Raw genomic sequence first — 17,378 nt, 5'->3', positions numbered from 1 at the left:
TTGCGGGCCTGGCTGATCGCGGTGGCGATGAGCGGTGTATCGATTGCGAGTTCAATTCCGGTCGCGCTGTTGCCGCAACCGGCCGCCGCGCAGAGCGTGGAGACGATCGTGGTCGAAGGCAATCGCCGCGTCGAGGCGGAGACGGTCCGCTCCTACTTCAGGCCCGGCCCCGGCGGACGGCTCGATCAATCCGCGATCGACGACGGTCTCAAGGCGCTGATCGGGACCGGCCTGTTCCAGGACGTGAAGATCAGCCAGGCCGGCGGCCGCATCACCGTGTCGGTGGTCGAAAACGCCGTGATCGGCCGCATCGCCTTCGAGGGCAACAAGAAGATCAAGGACGAGCAGCTTTCGGCCGAAATCCAGTCCAAGGCGCGCGGCACCTTCTCCCGCGCCATGGTGCAGTCCGATACGCTGCGCATCGCCGAGATCTACCGGCGCTCGGGCCGCTACGACGTCCACGTCACGCCCGAGATCATCGAGCAGCCGAGCAACCGCGTCGACCTGATCTTCACCATCGAGGAGGGCGCCAAAACCGGCGTCAAGTCGGTCGAGTTCATCGGCAACAACGCCTATTCGGCGGCGCGGCTGCGCGACGTGATCAAGACGCACGAAAGCAACCTGCTCAGCTTCCTCGGTAACAACGACATCTACGACCCCGACCGCGTCGAGGCCGACCGCGACCTGATCCGCCGCTTCTATCTCAAGAACGGCTATGCCGACGTCCAGGTCGTGGCCGCGCTCACCGAATACGATCCGGAGAAGAAGGGCTTCAACGTCACCTTCAAGATCGAGGAAGGCCAGCAATATCGGGTCGGATCGGTCGACTTCCGCTCCAGCATCCCGAATTTCGACGCAAGCTCGATGCGTTCCTATTCGCGCGTCGGTACCGGTTCGCTCTACAATGTGGAAGCGGTCGAGAAGTCGACCGAGGAGATGCAGATCGAAGCCTCGCGACGCGGCTATGCTTTCGCCATCGTTCGGCCCAGCGGCGACCGCAACTTCGAGGCGCATACAGTGTCGGTCGTCTTCAACGTCGACGAGGGGCCGCGCACCTATATCGAGCGCATCAATCTGCGCGGCAACACGCGCACCCGCGACTACGTGATCCGCCGCGAATTCGACCTCTCGGAAGGCGACGCCTACAACCGCGCCCTGGTCGACCGTGCCGAGCGGCGGCTGAAGAACCTCGACTACTTCAAGAGCGTGAAGATCACGACCGAGCCGGGCTCGTCGAGCGACCGCGTCATCCTGGTCGTGGAGATGGAGGAGAAATCGACCGGCGACTTCTCGATCTCGGGCGGTTACTCCACCACCGACGGCGCCCTGGCCGAAGTTTCGGTCTCCGAACGCAACCTGCTCGGCAAGGGGCTCTACGCCAAGGCATCCGTCAGCTACGGCCAGTATTCGCGCGGCATCTCGCTGTCGTTCGTCGAGCCCTATCTGCTCGACTACCGGCTGGCGCTCGGATTCGACACCTATTGGCGCCAGCAATTGTCGAACAGCTATACGAGCTATGGCGTGACGACGCTGGGCTTCTCGCCGCGCCTCGGCTTCGCGCTGCGCGAGGATCTCTCGCTCCAGCTGCGCTATTCGCTCTATCAGCAGAGCATCACGCTCGCCAGCGCCTACAACAACTGTAACAACAACGCATCGAACAGCTCGCTGGCCTTCAATCCGACGCCGGCCTACATCAAGAACGTCCTAGGCGGCGTGGACCCGACCAATGCGACGGATTCGGGCGTCTATGGCTATGGCTGCTATGGCGACGGCGAGTCGAGTCTGCCGGTCCGGAAGGAATTGGCGAACGGCGCGACCTGGACTTCGGCGCTCGGCTACACGCTGAACTACAACACGCTCGACAACAACAAGAACCCGACCGACGGTCTGCTGGTCGACTTCCGGCAGGATTTCGCCGGGGTCGGCGGTGACGTCACCTATCTGAAGACCGCCGTGGACACCAAGTACTACACGTCGCTGGTGTCCGATATCGTCAACGTGATCCACCTCCAGGGCGGCATCCTCAACAAGATCGGCAACAACGATCTGCGCATGCTCGATCACTTCCAGATGGGCCCGAATCTCGTCCGCGGCTTCGCTTCCAACGGCATCGGCCCGCGCGACATCACCTATTACAATTACGGCACCGCGGGCGATGCGCTCGGCGGCACCAAATATTGGGGCGCGTCGATGGAATTGCAGATGCCGTTCTGGTTCCTGCCGAAGGAAGTCGGCCTCAAGGGCGCGGTCTATGCCGATGCCGGCTCGCTCTGGGGCTACCAGGGGCCGACGTCATGGTCGGCCACCGGCGAGGTCAACACCAAGGCCTGTCCGACCTGCGGACTGCAATATGACGACGGCAATGTGGTGCGCTCGTCGGTCGGTGTCGGCCTGATCTGGGCCTCGCCGTTCGGGCCGCTGCGTTTCGACTATGCGGTGCCGATCACGAAGGGCAAATACGACATCGTTCAGGAGTTCAGGTTCGGCGGCGGCACCTCATTCTAGGACGCGGTGCTGCGGCGGGACGCCGCGGCATGCCTCGTGCGTTTGTGAAAATCTGTGACGGGCTTGTTGCGCGCAAGCGTGGACAGCTATTGGCGAATGTCCGATAATGCGCGCTGCAATTGCAGGGCCCTGTGGCCTGCACTTGAGTTTCCACAGAAGGACGATCCCGATGACACAGGTAGGCGCCTACGGGCAGAGGCTTGGGCAATTCCTGCGTTTGAAGGATGCGCCGCCCTCGCTGGTCACGCGCTCGCTGCGCAGCGCCGCGCTCGCGGTCACCGAAACCCGCAATGACCGCCCGGTGCGTGGCCTGTCCGGCTCGCTGACCGCCGAGGATGCCTTTCTCGTCAGCCTGAAGCTGCACGATTATCCGGACTGCGAGCTCTGGGAGCGCGGCAAATGCATCATGCGGGCGGATGTCCGCGCCGGGACGACCTATCTCTACGATCTCAAGCGCGATCCGCGCTACGTGATCGACAAGCCGTTCCACTCGCTGTTCTTCTACATTCCGCGCTCGGCGCTCGACAGCATCGCCGAGCAGTGCAATGCGCCGCGCGTCGACGAGCTCGACTGTCAGATCGGCATCGGCCATGACGACGGAATCATCCGTCACATCGGCGCCTCGCTCCAGGAGGGCCTGCGCAGACCGGACGAGGCCAATCAGCTGTTCATCGATCACATGATGCTCGGCCTGACCGCCCATGTCGCCCAGACCTATGGCGGGCTTCAGCGTACGACCGCATCCGCGCGCGGCGGCCTCGCGCCATGGCAGGCGAAGCGCGCCTGCGAGCGGCTCGAATCCGACCTCAGCGGCAAGCTCTCGTTGCAGAAAGTCGCGGCCGAGCTCGACCTCTCGGTCAGCCATTTCTCGCGCGCCTTCCGGATTTCGATCGGCCTGCCGCCGCACCAATGGCTGCTGCATCAGCGCGTCAAGGCCGCCAAGCAGTTGATGAGCGTTCGCGACCTGCCGCTGTCGGAGATCGCGATGTCGGCCGGCTTTGCCAATCAGAGCCATTTCACGCGGGTGTTTTCCTCGATCGTCGGCGTCAGCCCGGCGGTATGGCGCCGCGAGGCGCTTGGGGCCTCGCGCGTCGGGGCTTGAAATCGGTGATGCCGTGCGCCTCAGCGGCGCTTGGCCAGTGAAATGGTGTAGGCGGCGCGCCGCGCCGCAAAGATCTCGTCCGGCGGGTGGCCGATGCCATCGGCGAGATTGGCCGGATTGAAAATGGAGGCGTCGCAGGCCTCGTTCGGCTCGAAGCCGGTGATCACGATCGTGCCGAGGCGCACCTCTTCGCGATCATCCTCGTCGGGCCAGCGGATCGTGACGTCCTTGATGGGATCGCCGGGACGATCGAGCAGCGCCATCACGTTGAAGCGGGCATGGCCTGCCGCGATCCGCGTGCCGAGATCGTCGCGCAGGAAATCGGCCGGCTTCGCTCTCGCTTCGTCCTCGCTCAGCGTGATGTCGCCTCCGGCCGGGGCCACCTTGAACTTGATGAAGCGCGTCTCGCCTTGCTCATTCGTTGCCGGAAAGGCGTGCACGCCCCAATAGGTCGTACCGGCAAGGCTTCCGGGCAACGGGCGCGCAGCGATGTAGTTCGCCTGATTGAGTGTCTCGGGATTGGCCACCGAGAACGCCTTGACCTTTGCCATATCAGGCTTGCCGTCGGCGCCCGGAACGCGCGCCTTGAGGAAGGCCAGCATCTGCTCGAGCGTTCGCGCAAAATGCACCGGCGCGCTCTCGACGAGAATGTCGGATCGATGATCCTCGTCGCCGAGCTTGAAGCTGAAGCCGCGCAGCACCAGATTGTTGGTGTCGGCGACGCCAGGATTGCCGCCGCCGACCGAGAAGCGGGCTAGCACACGCGATGGCCTTGTGAAGCTCTGGGATCGCGTGATCTCTCCCGCGCGGTCCGATGGAGTGTAGGTGCCGCGAACGCACCAGCCTTTGGCGAAACTCGCGCGCACCTTCGGCGGATTGCCGGCAACCGCCTTCAGGGCATCGACGATGGCGGCGGGCGTTGCCGTGGAACTCCGGGGCATGATGGGCCTTCTCGCGTGGGGGCGCGCAGATTAGGCCTCGTGCGAAATCAGAGTCTTTCCCGAACCGATCGCGCTTGGCACGATCCTGCCCAAGATGCGTGCATGGCTGAGCGCGCGGACTTGGCCGCCGCGCCGGCTGGACGGCGCCCGGCTAACCGCCGAGGATCCGCCGGCAGGCGTCGACGAACACCTGCGCGCCGGTGACGATATCGGCGTCGGCAGTATTTTCGGTCCAGTGGTGGCTGATGCCGCCGATCGACGGCACGAACAGCATGCCTGCGGGCATCACGGTTGCCAGCATCTGCGCGTCGTGGCCGGCGCCGCTCGGCATGCGAATGGAGCGTCCGTCAGCGAGAGCCTTGCTCGCAGCCTCGATCGCGTCCTGAATGCCCGTGTTCATCATGGCGGGCGCGCCGGTGCGGATCTTCTCCACGGTGACGGTGCAGGGGCCTTTCGCGCTGGCCTCGTCGGCCATGGTCCGCAGCAGCTCCTCCAGCCGCGCGATCACGGCCGGGTTGTCATCGCGGATCTGGAACAGCATCTCGGCGCCGCCCGGGATGATGCTCGGCGCACCGGGATCGAGCGTGATGCGGCCGGTGGTCCAGACGGTGCGGGGTCCGCAGGCGCCCGGAAAACGCTCGTCGATCGCGACGCAGAATTTGGCCAGCGCGAGACCGGCGTCCTTCCGCACGGTCATGCGCGTGGTGCCGGCGTGGTTCTGCTCACCGGTGAAATTGATCTTGTATTGCCAGATGCCGACGATGGAGGTCACGACGCCGATCGCAAGCTTGCCGCTTTCGAGCGTGTCGCCCTGCTCGATATGCGCCTCCAGATATCCGAGGTGCCGGCCCGGCTCGGCGGCAACGCGCGCCCGCCCGGCGAGACCCATGTCGGCGAGGGCCTCGCGCATGGTCCGGCCGCTGGTGCGGTCGCGCGCGGCGTCGATCTCGGCTTCGGTCACTTGTCCCACATAGGACCGCGAGCCGAGAAAGCTGCCGAAATGACCTTCTTCGTCGCACCACGCTGCGACCTCGACCGCGCCCCTGAGCGCGGGATCGGCGTTGAGCACGCGGGCGGCTTCAAGCGCATAGACGACGCCGAGCGGGCCATCGAGCCAGCCGGCGTAATTCTGGCTCTCCAGATGCGAGCCGGCGAGCAGTTTTGGCCCCGGCTTGGCGCTGGTGCCGAATACGTTGCCGATGCCGTCGATCGCGGCGGCAAGACCGGCGTCGGGCAGCTTCTGCACCAGCCAGTCCAGCGATTGCCTATGCGGCTCGGAGAAGGTCGGCTTGTGCACGCCGGTCTTGTAGGCGCCGATGGCGCGGAGGGCATTGAGGTCGGCGAGGACGCGCTCGCCATTGGCGCGCGGCTTGGTGTTAGGCATGTTCGGCAACCTTCAACGCCTCGGTGCGGATCTCCTCGACCAGCCGTTCCTTGAGCTGGACGAATTCCGGCGTGGTCTTGATCTTGTAGGAGCGCGGATGCGGCAGGTCCACATTGATCTCGGCCTTGATCCGGCCCGGGCGTGCGCTCATGACGATGACGCGGCTGCCGAGGAAGATTGCCTCCTCGATGTCGTGGGTTACGAACAGCACGGTCTTCTGGTCGCGTTCCCAGATTCCCAGCAGCATTTCCTGCATCAAGGCGCGGGTCTGGTTGTCGAGTGCGCCGAAGGGCTCGTCCAGCAAGAGAATCTTGGGATCATTGGCGAGCGCACGCGCGATCGCGGTGCGCTGCTGCATGCCGCCCGAGAGCTGTTTCGGCCAGTGATTCTCGAAGCCGGACAGCCCGACCTGGCGGATGAAGGCATCCGCGATCTTGTTTCGCTCCGCCTCGGCCACGCCGCGCTCGCGCAGGCCGAAGGCGATGTTCTCGCGCACGGTCAGCCAGGGGAACAGCGTGTAGGACTGGAACACCATGCCGCGATCGGCGCCGGGTCCGATGACCTCGCGGCCGTCGAGCGTGACGCGGCCGCTGGTCGGACGGTCGAGGCCGGCGACGATGCGCAGCAGCGTGGACTTGCCGCAGCCGGACGGCCCGAGGATGGTGACGAAGTCGTTGTTGGCGATGGTGAGGTCGGTTGGCTCCAGCGCCCTGGTCGGCGCATTGCCGTGGCGCGCGGGGAAGGTTCGCGAGACCTGCTCGATTCTGAGCGTGGTCATGCGAGCCTCCACGGAAACAGCCAGGCGTTGAACGCCTTGAACATGAAGTCCGAGAGAAGGCCGATCAGTCCGATCACGATGATGCCGAAGATGATCTGCCCGGTGTTGAGCAGCGCCTGGCTGTCGGTGATCATGTGGCCGATGCCCGAGGACGAGCCGATCAGCTCGGCGACGATGACATAAGTCCAGGCCCAGCCCAGCACCAGGCGCAGGATTTCCGCGATCTCGGGCGCGGAGGAGGGCAGCAGCACGCGGCGGATGATGCCGCGATCGCTGGCGCCCAGCGTATAAGCCGCCTCGACCAGATCGCGCCGCGTGGCACCGACGGTGACCGCGACCATCAGGATGACCTGGAATACCGAGCCGATGAAGATGACGAGCAGCTTCTGCAACTCGCCGATGCCCGCCCACAGGATCAGCAGCGGAATGAAGGCGGAGGCGGGCAGATAGCGTGCAAAGGACACGAACGGCTCGAGGAACGCCTCGACCGGCTTGTAGGCACCCATCAGCACGCCGAGCGGCACCGCGATGATGGCGGCGAGCGCAAAGCCGCCGACGACGCGCCAGATCGTCATGCCGATGTCGTAGATGAATCCCTGCTTGGCCAGGAGGTCATAACCTTCCTGCACCATGGTCAGCGGATTGGCGAGGAAGGTCTTCGACACATGGCCGCCGAGCGTCGCCCATGACCAGAGCGCAACGAACAGGACAAAGAACGCAAGGCCGTAAACCATGCGCTGCTTCGATGTAACAGGGTCCAGGGGACGCATCGACGATCTATCCAGGCGGTGAACAGATTTGCCGGCCCCGCCGCGAGACGGGGCCGGCAGCTCCAAAGTGACTTACTTGATGTAGCTCGCGTCGAAGAGGTCCTCGACCTTCGGCGCGGCCTTGATGATGCCGATCTCGAGCAGAAGGTCCGCGGCCTCCTTGTTGAAGGTCAGGAAGTCGCCGGCGAAGAATTTCTGGTTCGCGGCCTTGTCCTGCCAGCGCAGGTACTTTGCCGAGTTGCCGAACTGCTCGCCGCTCTGCTTCACGTCCGCGCCCATGATCTCATAGGCCTTGGCCTGATCCTTGGCGATCATGTCGAGCGCCTCGAAATAGCTGTCGGCGAGCGCCTTGGCGGCTTTCGGGTTCTCGCTGAGGAACTTCGGCGTGCAGCCAAAGGTGTCCATGACCATGGGATAGTCGAGCGTGGTCGCGATGATCTTGCCCTTGTCGGGCGCGGCGCGGACCGTCGACAGATACGGCTCATAGGTCATGGCGGCATCGTTCTGGCCGGAGACGAAGGCTTGCGCGGCCGCGGCCGGCTCGAGGTTCACGACGGTGACGTCCTTCACCGACAGACCATTTTTCTTGAGCATCCAGGCCAGCGCGAAATAGGGCGATGTGCCGGGTGCGGAGGCTGCGACCGTCTTGCCCTTCAGCTCCTTGATCGCGCTGACGTCGTTGCGCACGGCCATGCCGTCGGCGCCATAGCTCTTGTCGAGCTGGAAGATCTGCTTGGTCGCAACGCCGTTGGCGTTCCAGGAGATCCAGGTCTCGACCGTCGTCGCCGCGCATTGGACGTCGCCGGAGGCGATCGCGAGATGACGATCCTTCTGCGGGATCTTCTTGATGGTGACGTCGAGGCCGTTCTTCTTGAAGATGCCGGCCTCCTTCGCCAGCGTCAGCGGCGCGAAACCGGTCCAGCCGGAGATGCCGATGCCGACCTTGACATCGTCGGCGAGCACGGGAGTGGAGGCCGCAAGAGCAATGATTGTCGCAAAAATCGTCGAACTACGCATGATTGTCGTCCTCTTGCCGATCGATGGATTGACGTCCTGTTGATCTCTGTCGGCCCCTACGGACCGTTGCCCGAAGCATTGCACGAATTGTGCCGACATTGCTCTCTCAACCTCCCTTGAATCGGGCGACAAGGCGGTGGGAGTCACCGGGATAGAGCAGGCGGACCGCGGTGATCGTGCGCGCGCTGCGCCAGGTATAGCGGTCGATCACGAGACAGGGCGCGCCGATTGCGATGTCGAGCGCTTCCGCCGTGCGATCATCCGCGACGATGGCGCTGATCGTATGCTCGGCCTCTGTCCATGGGACATGATGAAGCAGCCACGAGCCCGGCGGCTCGCGCGAGAAATCCGCGGTCGCAGCACTGGGCACGGAGGCGAGATCGATCAGCCTGTCCTCGACCGCGAATGGCACCTTGTCGGCGCTGTGACGGCAGGTGATCGCGACGACCTTGCCGGCTTTCTTGACGCCGAGACGCTCGCGGTCGGCGGCAGTCGCCGCCCGCAGCTTGCGGCCGATCAGCTCGTAGCCGTAAGCGCGCCCGAGCGCGGTGATCTCGGCGCGGATGTCGGCGATCTTGAGCACGGCTGACTGATGCTGCGGTCGCCGTACGAACGAGCCGGCGCGCCGCCGTCGCTGGATCAGATCGGCTTGCGCCAGTTCCGACAGCGCCTTGTTCACCGTCATGCGCGAGCAGCCGTAGCGCGCGACGAGCTCGTGCTCGAATGGAATGCGATGTCCGGGCGGCCATTCGCCGGTGAGGATCCGCTTCTCGATGTCGGCGCGGATACGCTTGTAGAGTGTCCGCTTGTCGGCGGCATCGCTGGCAAGGCTCATGCGACGAGCCTCCGCACCGCCGCGTTGAATCGCTCGCGCGCGGCCTGGCGTAGCCTGTGCCGACCGCGCTCGACGACTTTGTGGCCGCCAGCCCAGACGCAATCGATCACGCATCCGCTGGCGGCAAAGATCCAGCCGTCGATGACCGCGTCGTGCGTGCGGCCGGCCAGCGACGGATGCGCCGCATCGAGCGTGACGATGTCCGCGCGCGCGCCCGGCGTGAGGCCGACCATCGCCTGCGCCATTGCCTGTGCGCCGCCGGCGAGCGCTTGATCGAATAGCGTACGCCCCGTCGAGCGGCCTGCACCGCTGGAGAGAACGTTGCGCTGGCGATGCTTCAGGCGCTGGCCGTATTCGAGCTGGCGCAATTCGTCGGCGACGCCGACCAGCACGTTGGAATCGGTGCCCACACCGAACGCGCCGCCGGCGGCGAGAAATTCGCGCGCCGGAAAGATGCTGTCGCCGAGGCTCGCCTCGGTGATGGGGCAGAGGCCAGCAACTGCACCGGTCTTCGCGAATGCCGTGATTTCCGCATCGGTCATGTGGGTCGCGTGGATGAGGCACCAGCGCTGATCGAGCGGCGCGTGCTCCAGCAGCCACTGCACCGGGCGCCGGCCGGACCAGGCGAGGCAATCCTCGACCTCCTTGACCTGCTCGGCGGCGTGGATGTGCACCGGCCCGCCGTTCGCAAGCGGAATGATCGCCGCGAGCTCGTCCGGCGCGACCGCGCGCAGACTGTGAGGCGCAATGCCGATATTGGCGCCCGGCAATGTTGCGATCGCCTTGCGCGATGCATCCATCAACGCGGCGAATTCATCGACCGAGCAGATGAAGCGGCGCTGGCCGTCATGCGGCGCCGCGCCACCGAAAGAGCCGTGCGCGTAAAAACTCGGCAGCAGCGTCAGTGCAATGCCCGAGGCCTCGGCAGCCTGCGCAATGCGCCCGGCCATTTCGCCGATATCGGCGTAATGCGAGCCGTCGCGATCATGATGCAGATAATGGAATTCGCCGACGCGGGTAAAACCCTGTTCCAGCATCTCGACATAAAGCAGCGTGGCAACGGCGGTAACGTCATCCGGGGTCATCGCCAGCGCGAAGCGATACATCGTCTCGCGCCAGGTCCAGAACGTGTCGGTGCTGTCGCCGCGCAGTTCCGCAAGTCCGGCCATGCCGCGCTGGAAGGCGTGGCTGTGCAGGCTCGCAAGTCCGGGAAGTGCGATGGCGTGGCGTTCGTCGCCGGCGGCCGGCGCCACGCCTGGCGTCACCTCCGCGATCGCGCCGGCGGTGATCACCACCTGCACGTCATTGGCCCAGCCCGAGGGCAGGAGCGCGGAGGCGAAATGCAGTCGGGTCATGATTGATTACACGCCGGCTGGACAGAACCGCCTTACGATTATATGTCTAGACATATAAGTCAAGCATCCCACGGCGAAGGGACACCTTCATGGCAGAGCGCTTCGACCGGATCTGGCATAATGCCCGGCTCGCCACACTGCGGGCCGACCGTCCCGATCTCGGCGAGATCGCGCATGGCGTGATCGCCGCGCGCGGCGGCCATATCGTCTATGCGGGCGCCGCTGCGGAGTTCTCGGCCGATGCGGACGCCATCGTGCGGATCGATTGCGAGGGACGCTGGGTCACGCCCGGCCTCGTCGACTGCCACACCCATCTCGTCTATGGCGGCAACCGCGCGCACGAGTTCGAGCTGCGCCTGAAGGGGGCAAGCTATGAAGAGATTGCGCGGGCCGGCGGCGGCATCGTCTCGACGGTCGCCGCGACTCGTAAGGCGAGCGAGGCCGAACTCGTCGCGAGCGCGCTGCCGCGGCTCGACGCGCTGATTGGCGAGGGCGCAACCACGGTCGAGATCAAGTCGGGCTACGGCCTCGATACCGAGACCGAGATGCGGCAGCTGTCCGCCGCGCGCAACCTCGGCGCTCAGCGGCCGGTTGCGATCCGCACATCCTTCCTCGGCGCACATGCGCTGCCGGTGGAAGCCAACGGCGACAAGGATCGCTACATCGATCTCGTGTGCAAACAGATGCTGCCCGCCGTCGCCAAGGCTGGCCTTGCCGATGCCGTCGATGCCTTCATGGAAGGGATCGCGTTCTCGGCTGAGCAGACTGCGCGGGTCTTCGAGGCTGCGAGAGGGCTCGGGCTGCCGGTGAAGCTCCACGCCGACCAGCTGTCGAATCTCGGCGGCGCCGCGCTCGCCGCAAAATTCTCGGCACTGTCGGCCGATCATTTGGAGCATACCGACGAGGCCGGCGCCGCTGCGATGGCGAAGGCCGGAACGGTGGCCGTGCTGCTGCCTGGCGCGTTCTACTTCATCCGCGAGATGCAGAAGCCGCCGGTTGAGGCATTCCGCAAGCATGGTGTTCCCATGGCGCTCGCGACCGACTGCAATCCCGGCAGCTCGCCGCTGACCTCGCTGCTGCTCGCCATGAACATGGGCGCGACGCTGTTCCGGATGAATGTCGCCGAATGCCTCGCCGGTGTTACCCGAGAAGGTGCGCGCGCGCTCGGTGTGCTCGATGAAACTGGCACGCTCGAACACGGTAAGTGGTGCGACCTCGCGATCTGGGACATCGAGCGGCCCGCCGAGCTGGTCTACCGCATCGGCTTCAATCCGCTGCACTGCCGGGTGTGGAGGGGACAGTGACGGAGCAGGGCGCAGCGATCGTCGTTAAGCCGGGAACGGTCACTCTCGACGATATCGCGCGCGTGCTTGCGGGTGCGTCCGTCGTGCTCGATCCCTCGTTTTGGCCGCGCGTAGAGGCGGCTTCGGAGATTGTCGCGAAGGCCGCGCATGCCGCCGCGCCAGTCTACGGCATCAACACCGGCTTCGGGAAGCTGGCCTCGAAGCGCATTCCGCCCGATCAAACCGCGCTGCTCCAGCGCAATCTCATCGTCTCGCATTGCTGCGGCGTCGGCCCGGCGACGCCCGAGCCGATCGTCCGCCTGATGATGGCGCTGAAGATCATCTCGCTCGGGCGCGGGGCCTCCGGCGTCCGCCGCGAGGTGATCGAGCAATTGCAGGCCATGCTGACGCGCGGCGTCTACCCGCTGGTGCCGCAACAAGGCTCGGTCGGCGCCTCCGGCGATCTTGCGCCGCTCGCGCATATGACCGCGGTGATGATTGGCGAAGGGCAGGCGATTTTTGACGGGGTGACTATATCCGGTGGCGAAGCGCTCGCCGCTGCCGGCCTTACGCCACTGACGCTCGGCCCCAAGGAGGGGCTGGCGCTGATCAACGGCACGCAGTTCTCGACCGCTTACGCCATCGCCGGCGTGCTGCGTGCATTCCGCCTGATCCGCGCCGCGCTCGTCACCGGCGCATTGTCGGTCGATGCGGCAATGGCCTCGACGGCGCCGTTCCGTCCCGAAATCCAGGCGCTGCGCGGCCATGCCGGTCAGATCGCCGCGGCCGCCACCTTGACCGTGCTGCTCGACGGCAGCGATATCCGCCTGTCGCATCTCGAAGGCGACGAGCGCGTGCAGGATCCTTATTGCCTGCGCTGCCAGCCGCAGGTCGCAGGCGCCGCGCTGGACCTGATCACGCAGGCCGCGCGCACGCTGATCGTCGAGGCCAATGCCGTCACTGACAATCCGCTGGTGCTGGTCGAGACCGGTGAGATCGTCTCTGGCGGCAATTTCCACGCCGAGCCGGTCGCCTTTGCCGCCGACGCCATCGCGCTTGCGCTGTCGGAGATCGGTGCGATCAGCGAGCGGCGCATCGCGACGCTGGTCGATCCCGCTCTCAATTTCGGTCTGCCGCCGTTCCTGACACCGGATCCCGGCCTCAACTCCGGCTTCATGATCGCCGAGGTGACGGCGGCCGCGCTCTATGCCGAGAACAAGCAGCGGGCGGCTGCCTGCTCGATCGACTCGACGCCGACCAGCGCCAACCAGGAAGATCACGTCTCGATGGCTGCCCACGCCGCGCGGCGCCTCTCGGATATGGCCGACAATCTCACCGCCATCTTGGGAATCGAGCTGCTGGTCGCAGCCCAAGGCATCACGCTGCGGGCGCCGCATGCGACCAGCGCGCCGCTCGTTGCCGTCATTGCCAGGCTTCGCGAGCAGGTGCCTGCACTCGGTACTGACCGCTACATGGCCGGCGATCTCGCCAAGGCTGCGGCGCTTGTCGAAGCCGATGCGCTGCCGGTCGCGGCGATCGCCAGGCTTTCAGCCGATCCGTTTCCAAAACTTGACTGAACAAGACTTGACTAAGGGGTGTTCCGCATGAACCGCCGACTGGACAATGACCGCACTATCCGTGCTCCCCGCGGCAGCGAGATCAGCGCCAAGAGCTGGTTGACCGAAGCGCCGCTGCGCATGCTCATGAACAATCTCGATCCTGATGTTGCGGAGCGTCCGAGCGAGCTGGTCGTCTATGGCGGCATCGGCCGCGCCGCGCGCGACTGGGAGAGCTTTGACCGGATCACCGCGGCCTTGCGCAAGCTCGAAGCCGACCAGACGCTGCTGGTGCAGTCCGGCAAGCCGGTCGGCGTCTTCCGCACCCATGCCGATGCGCCGCGCGTGCTGATCGCGAACTCCAACATCGTGCCGCACTGGGCGACGCTCGACCATTTCAACGAGCTCGATCGCCAGGGGCTGATGATGTACGGCCAGATGACCGCGGGCTCCTGGATCTATATCGGCAGTCAGGGCATCGTGCAGGGCACCTACGAGACCTTCGTCGAGGTCGGCCGTCGTCATTATGGCGGCAGCCTCGCCGGCAAATGGATCCTCACTGCCGGCCTCGGCGGCATGGGCGGCGCGCAGCCGCTGGCGGCGACCATGGCCGGCGCTTCGATGCTCGCGGTCGAGTGCCAGCCGAGCCGCATCGAGATGCGGCTGCGGACGGGCTATCTCGACCGCCAGGCAGCCACGCTCGACGAAGCCCTTGCGATCATGGAAGAGGCCAAGGAGACCAAGAAGGCGGTCTCGGTCGGGCTGCTCGGCAATGCCGCGGAGATTTTCCCCGAACTGGTGCGCCGCGGCGTCAAGCCCGACATCGTCACCGACCAGACCAGCGCGCACGATCCGATCAACGGCTATTTGCCGAAGGGCTGGTCGCTTGCCGATTGGGAAGCCAAGCGCGCGTCCGATCCGAAGGCGGTCGAGCGCGCCTCGAAGACGTCGATGGTCGAGCATGTCCAGGCCATGCTGGATTTCCATGCGCAGGGCATTCCGACGCTCGACTACGGCAACAACATCCGCCAGATGGCGCAGGACATGGGCCTGAAGAACGCCTTCGATTTCCCCGGCTTCGTGCCGGCCTATATCCGCCCGTTGTTCTGCCGCGGCGTCGGCCCGTTCCGCTGGGCCGCGCTGTCGGGCGATCCCGAGGACATCTTCAAGACCGACGCCAAGGTCAAGGAGCTGATGCCTGACGACAAGCATCTGCACAATTGGCTCGACATGGCCAAGCAGCGCATCAAGTTCCAGGGTCTGCCGGCGCGGATCTGCTGGGTCGGCCTCGGCGATCGTCATCGCCTCGGCCTCGCCTTCAACGAGATGGTGGCGCGCGGCGAATTGAAGGCGCCGATCGTGATCGGCCGCGATCATCTCGACAGCGGCTCGGTGGCAAGCCCCAACCGCGAGACCGAGGCGATGAAGGACGGATCGGACGCGGTGTCCGACTGGCCCCTGCTCAACGCGCTGCTCAATTGCGCCAGTGGCGCGACCTGGGTCTCGCTGCATCACGGCGGCGGCGTCGGCATCGGATATTCCCAGCATGCCGGCATGGTGATCGTCGCCGACGGCACGCCGGAAGCCGCCAAACGCATCGAGCGCGTGCTGTGGAACGATCCCGCCTCTGGCGTCATGCGCCATGCCGATGCGGGCTATGACATCGCGATCGACTGCGCGCGCGACAAGGGGCTCGATCTGCCGAGCCTGGCGAAATAGCCTCGCCTCAAGCCACGACCCTGGCCGCTGCACCATCGAGGCGTTGCCCCTCGTTCGCGAGGTAGTCGCCGATCGCATCGCCCGGCATCGGCTTTGCGAAGTAATAGCCCTGGATGTAGTCGCATCCGAGGCGGCGCAAGGTGTCGAGCTGCGCGCGGGTCTCGACGCCCTCGACGACGCAGGCGATCTCCATGTCGTCGCACAGGCCCGTGAGCGACTTGATGATCTTGTGGCTGACAGGATTTTCGTTGATGTCGGCGACGAAGCTGCGGTCGACCTTGATCTTGTCGAGCGGCAGCCGGTGCACATGGCTCAGCGAGGAATAGCCGGTGCCGAAATCGTCGAGCGAGATGCCACAGCCCATCGCCTTCAGCGTCGCGATCGACTGCTGCGCGCGCACGAAGTCGAAGGTGACGGCGGTCTCGGTGATCTCGAAATCGATCCGGTGCGGCGGCAGGCCGCTCCTCTCGATGATCGAGATCAGCGGCAAGATGCCCTCGGCTGCGCAGACGTCGTGGGCCGAAAGGTTGAACGACAGGCGGATGTGGTCGGGCCAGGTCTTCGCCGCTGCAAGCGCGCGCGCCAGCAGGGCCCGCGTCAGCGGCCGGATCAGGCCGATGCGCTCGGCGGCCGGAATGAAGTCGGCCGGAGAGACCCAGCCGAGGCGGGGACTACGCCAGCGTGCCAGGGTCTCGAAGCCCGCAGTATGCTCGCTCATGGCATCGACGATCGGCTGAAACACCAGCTCCATTTCCGTGTCGAAATCCGCACTGCGCAGCAGGGTCTCGATCACGCCGCGGCTGCGGATCTCCGCCTCCAGCTCGCTCGAGAAGATTACGGTGCGACCGCGCAGATGGCGCTTGGCGTGGTAGAGCGAATAGTCCGCGCATTCATAGAGCGCCTCCGCCGTCGTTGCGGAGTCCGGATAAAGCGCAAAGCCGATCGAGCAGGACAGGCCGGTGTGGGCAGTGTCGAGCTGGTAGGGCAGCTTGACCCGCTCGCCGATGCGTTCGCCGAGCCGCACCAGATCGGCGTCCTCGGGGTCGCCGCACACGACGAGACCGAACTCGTCGCCGCCGAGCCTTGCGAACTCGACGCGCTGCGGACCGAAGCCTTCGCAGACCTCGCGGATGCGCCGGCCGGCCTCGATCAGGACGCGGTCGCCGACCGAATGGCCGTAATTGTCGTTGATCGGCTTGAAGCCGTCGAGATCGATGATGCCGACCGCGACGCGAACGTTCCTGCGCTCGGCGTCGATGAAGGCACTCGACAGCTCGGCGAAGAAGCGGCGGCGGTTCGGCAGCTCGGTGAGCGAATCCAGATTGGCGAGACGGAAGTTCTCGTCCGACAGCGCTTGCGTCGCCGCCTGCTGCGCCAGCAGCGATTTGCGGCTGGCGACGAGATCGGCGAAGTTGCGATAGTAGATGACCAGCACCGTCACCATCGCGCCGGAAACCAGAAGGTTGTTGACGGCGATCGCCTTCAGCGTCGGCTCGCCGGTGGCCCAGAAGAACAGCACATAGGGCACGTCGACGACCAGCGTCACGATCAGCGCCGCCGAGCGCAGATGCATCAGCGAGAAGATGCAGCCGATCACGGTGACGGCCATGTAGAAGGCGACCTGGCTCTTGGCGAATGGATCACCGTAGGGATAGAGCGCGAAGGACCATGCAGTGAAGCCCGCACCGATCGGCAGCGTCATCCAGTTGGTGGCGCGCAGATTGCGCAGGATGTCGGCATCGCTGCGCACGAGATGACGCTGGCGCAGCCACCAGATGGTCCGGAGCGCCGCAAGCACGGTCAGCACGGAGGGCACGATCATCGTCAGCCAGTCCGGCGCCACGTTCACATACGTATAGGCGACAGCGATCGTGTTGCTCATGAGGATGAAGTAGAGCAGCGGAATCTGCTTGGAGAAGGCGTCGAACTGCGCGCGCGTCAGGTCCGGATTGTCGGCCGGCACGCGAAACAGCCGCATCGCGGCGGCGAAATGAGACTTCAAATTGGCGACAGGCATTGCAATACGCGCCCCGTATCCCTTCAAAAACGGGGGCGATCTTGCACGGCGGGGGTAAAGGGCGCGTTAGACGGGTTCCCTGCGAAAAGGCCAGCGCAGGTTGCGCGCGGCCGCAA

The 17,378-nt window shown here is 65.4% G+C and carries 13 protein-coding genes; 5 read left to right on the top strand and 8 right to left on the bottom strand.

Translation table 11 applies throughout. The annotated features are described in order from the left end of the window. Positions 1-27: 27 nt before the first annotated feature. Both bamA and WN72_RS34240 read left to right on the top strand, forming a co-directional pair. On the top strand, positions 28-2,505 hold the full coding sequence (gene bamA / locus WN72_RS34245) for an outer membrane protein assembly factor BamA (RefSeq protein ID WP_416207782.1): 2,478 nt from the start codon (positions 28-30) through the stop codon (positions 2,503-2,505). 169 nt (positions 2,506-2,674) lie between these two features. Beyond that, positions 2,675-3,607 carry a helix-turn-helix domain-containing protein gene (locus WN72_RS34240; protein WP_092216097.1) on the top strand — a complete coding sequence of 311 codons (933 nt, stop codon included), beginning with the start codon at positions 2,675-2,677 and terminating at the stop codon, positions 3,605-3,607. A gap of 20 nt (positions 3,608-3,627) precedes the next feature. Here WN72_RS34240 and WN72_RS34235 read toward each other — a convergent pair whose 3' ends face one another. From WN72_RS34235 to WN72_RS34205, 7 genes are all read right to left on the bottom strand, one after another. Then, a complete protein-coding gene (locus WN72_RS34235; RefSeq protein WP_092216096.1) occupies positions 3,628-4,548 on the bottom strand; it encodes a catalase family peroxidase in 921 nt (306 codons plus the stop codon). Positions 4,549-4,699: 151 nt separating this feature from the next. Beyond that, complete coding sequence (locus tag WN72_RS34230) at positions 4,700-5,932, bottom strand: Zn-dependent hydrolase (protein ID WP_092216095.1); 1,233 nt, start codon at positions 5,930-5,932, stop codon at positions 4,700-4,702. Beyond that, the gene (locus WN72_RS34225; RefSeq protein WP_167380809.1) at positions 5,925-6,710 is read right to left on the bottom strand and encodes an ABC transporter ATP-binding protein; all 786 of its coding nucleotides are present in this window, start codon (positions 6,708-6,710) and stop codon (positions 5,925-5,927) included. Before WN72_RS34225 ends, WN72_RS34230 begins: the two co-directional genes overlap by 8 nt. After that, positions 6,707-7,480, bottom strand: coding sequence for an ABC transporter permease (locus tag WN72_RS34220; RefSeq protein WP_027562329.1), 774 nt, complete (start codon positions 7,478-7,480; stop codon positions 6,707-6,709). Before WN72_RS34220 ends, WN72_RS34225 begins: the two co-directional genes overlap by 4 nt. 72 nt (positions 7,481-7,552) lie before the next feature. After that, the gene (locus WN72_RS34215) at positions 7,553-8,497 is read right to left on the bottom strand and encodes an ABC transporter substrate-binding protein (RefSeq protein ID WP_027562330.1); all 945 of its coding nucleotides are present in this window, start codon (positions 8,495-8,497) and stop codon (positions 7,553-7,555) included. Positions 8,498-8,603: 106 nt separating this feature from the next. Further along, the gene (gene hutC, locus WN72_RS34210) at positions 8,604-9,332 is read right to left on the bottom strand and encodes a histidine utilization transcriptional repressor HutC (RefSeq protein WP_092216093.1); all 729 of its coding nucleotides are present in this window, start codon (positions 9,330-9,332) and stop codon (positions 8,604-8,606) included. Then, positions 9,329-10,687, bottom strand: coding sequence for a formimidoylglutamate deiminase (locus tag WN72_RS34205; RefSeq protein ID WP_092216092.1), 1,359 nt, complete (start codon positions 10,685-10,687; stop codon positions 9,329-9,331). Before WN72_RS34205 ends, hutC begins: the two co-directional genes overlap by 4 nt. Positions 10,688-10,776: 89 nt before the next feature. On the opposite strand from WN72_RS34205, the gene hutI reads away from it, so the two are divergent. Genes hutI through hutU form a run of 3 tightly spaced genes read left to right on the top strand, consistent with a single transcriptional unit; the run spans position 10,777 to position 15,245 of the window. Then, on the top strand, positions 10,777-11,991 hold the full coding sequence (gene hutI / locus WN72_RS34200; protein ID WP_092216091.1) for an imidazolonepropionase: 1,215 nt from the start codon (positions 10,777-10,779) through the stop codon (positions 11,989-11,991). Then, positions 11,988-13,547, top strand: a complete 1,560-nt coding sequence (gene hutH, locus WN72_RS34195; RefSeq protein WP_092216090.1) for a histidine ammonia-lyase — start codon at positions 11,988-11,990, stop codon at positions 13,545-13,547. The genes hutI and hutH overlap by 4 nt, the downstream gene beginning before the upstream one ends. A 27-nt stretch (positions 13,548-13,574) precedes the next feature. Continuing rightward, a complete protein-coding gene (hutU, locus tag WN72_RS34190; protein WP_092216158.1) occupies positions 13,575-15,245 on the top strand; it encodes a urocanate hydratase in 1,671 nt (556 codons plus the stop codon). Between the two features lie 7 nt (positions 15,246-15,252). On the opposite strand, the gene WN72_RS34185 is transcribed toward hutU, so the two are convergent. Beyond that, positions 15,253-17,262 (bottom strand): putative bifunctional diguanylate cyclase/phosphodiesterase, encoded by a 2,010-nt coding sequence (locus tag WN72_RS34185; RefSeq protein ID WP_092216089.1) that lies wholly within the window; start codon positions 17,260-17,262, stop codon positions 15,253-15,255. Between the last annotated feature and the right edge of the window lie 116 nt (positions 17,263-17,378).

It is taken from the genome of Bradyrhizobium arachidis (assembly GCF_015291705.1).
In the GTDB taxonomy this organism is placed as follows: Bacteria; Pseudomonadota; Alphaproteobacteria; order Rhizobiales; family Xanthobacteraceae; genus Bradyrhizobium; species Bradyrhizobium arachidis.
This window is presented reverse-complemented; position numbering and strand designations above follow the sequence as displayed.

What these genes read in the sequence shown, in the direction of transcription:
- bamA (WP_416207782.1), top strand. Translation starts at nt 28, where the DNA reads ATGAGCGGTGTATCGATTGCGAGTTCAATTCCGGTCGCGCTGTTGCCG.
- WN72_RS34240 (WP_092216097.1), top strand. Translation starts at nt 2,675, where the DNA reads ATGACACAGGTAGGCGCCTACGGGCAGAGGCTTGGGCAATTCCTGCGT.
- WN72_RS34235 (WP_092216096.1), bottom strand. Translation starts at nt 4,548, where the DNA reads ATGCCCCGGAGTTCCACGGCAACGCCCGCCGCCATCGTCGATGCCCTG.
- WN72_RS34230 (WP_092216095.1), bottom strand. Translation starts at nt 5,932, where the DNA reads ATGCCTAACACCAAGCCGCGCGCCAATGGCGAGCGCGTCCTCGCCGAC.
- WN72_RS34225 (WP_167380809.1), bottom strand. Translation starts at nt 6,710, where the DNA reads ATGACCACGCTCAGAATCGAGCAGGTCTCGCGAACCTTCCCCGCGCGC.
- WN72_RS34220 (WP_027562329.1), bottom strand. Translation starts at nt 7,480, where the DNA reads ATGCGTCCCCTGGACCCTGTTACATCGAAGCAGCGCATGGTTTACGGC.
- WN72_RS34215 (WP_027562330.1), bottom strand. Translation starts at nt 8,497, where the DNA reads ATGCGTAGTTCGACGATTTTTGCGACAATCATTGCTCTTGCGGCCTCC.
- hutC (WP_092216093.1), bottom strand. Translation starts at nt 9,332, where the DNA reads ATGAGCCTTGCCAGCGATGCCGCCGACAAGCGGACACTCTACAAGCGT.
- WN72_RS34205 (WP_092216092.1), bottom strand. Translation starts at nt 10,687, where the DNA reads ATGACCCGACTGCATTTCGCCTCCGCGCTCCTGCCCTCGGGCTGGGCC.
- hutI (WP_092216091.1), top strand. Translation starts at nt 10,777, where the DNA reads ATGGCAGAGCGCTTCGACCGGATCTGGCATAATGCCCGGCTCGCCACA.
- hutU (WP_092216158.1), top strand. Translation starts at nt 13,575, where the DNA reads ATGAACCGCCGACTGGACAATGACCGCACTATCCGTGCTCCCCGCGGC.
- WN72_RS34185 (WP_092216089.1), bottom strand. Translation starts at nt 17,262, where the DNA reads ATGCCTGTCGCCAATTTGAAGTCTCATTTCGCCGCCGCGATGCGGCTG.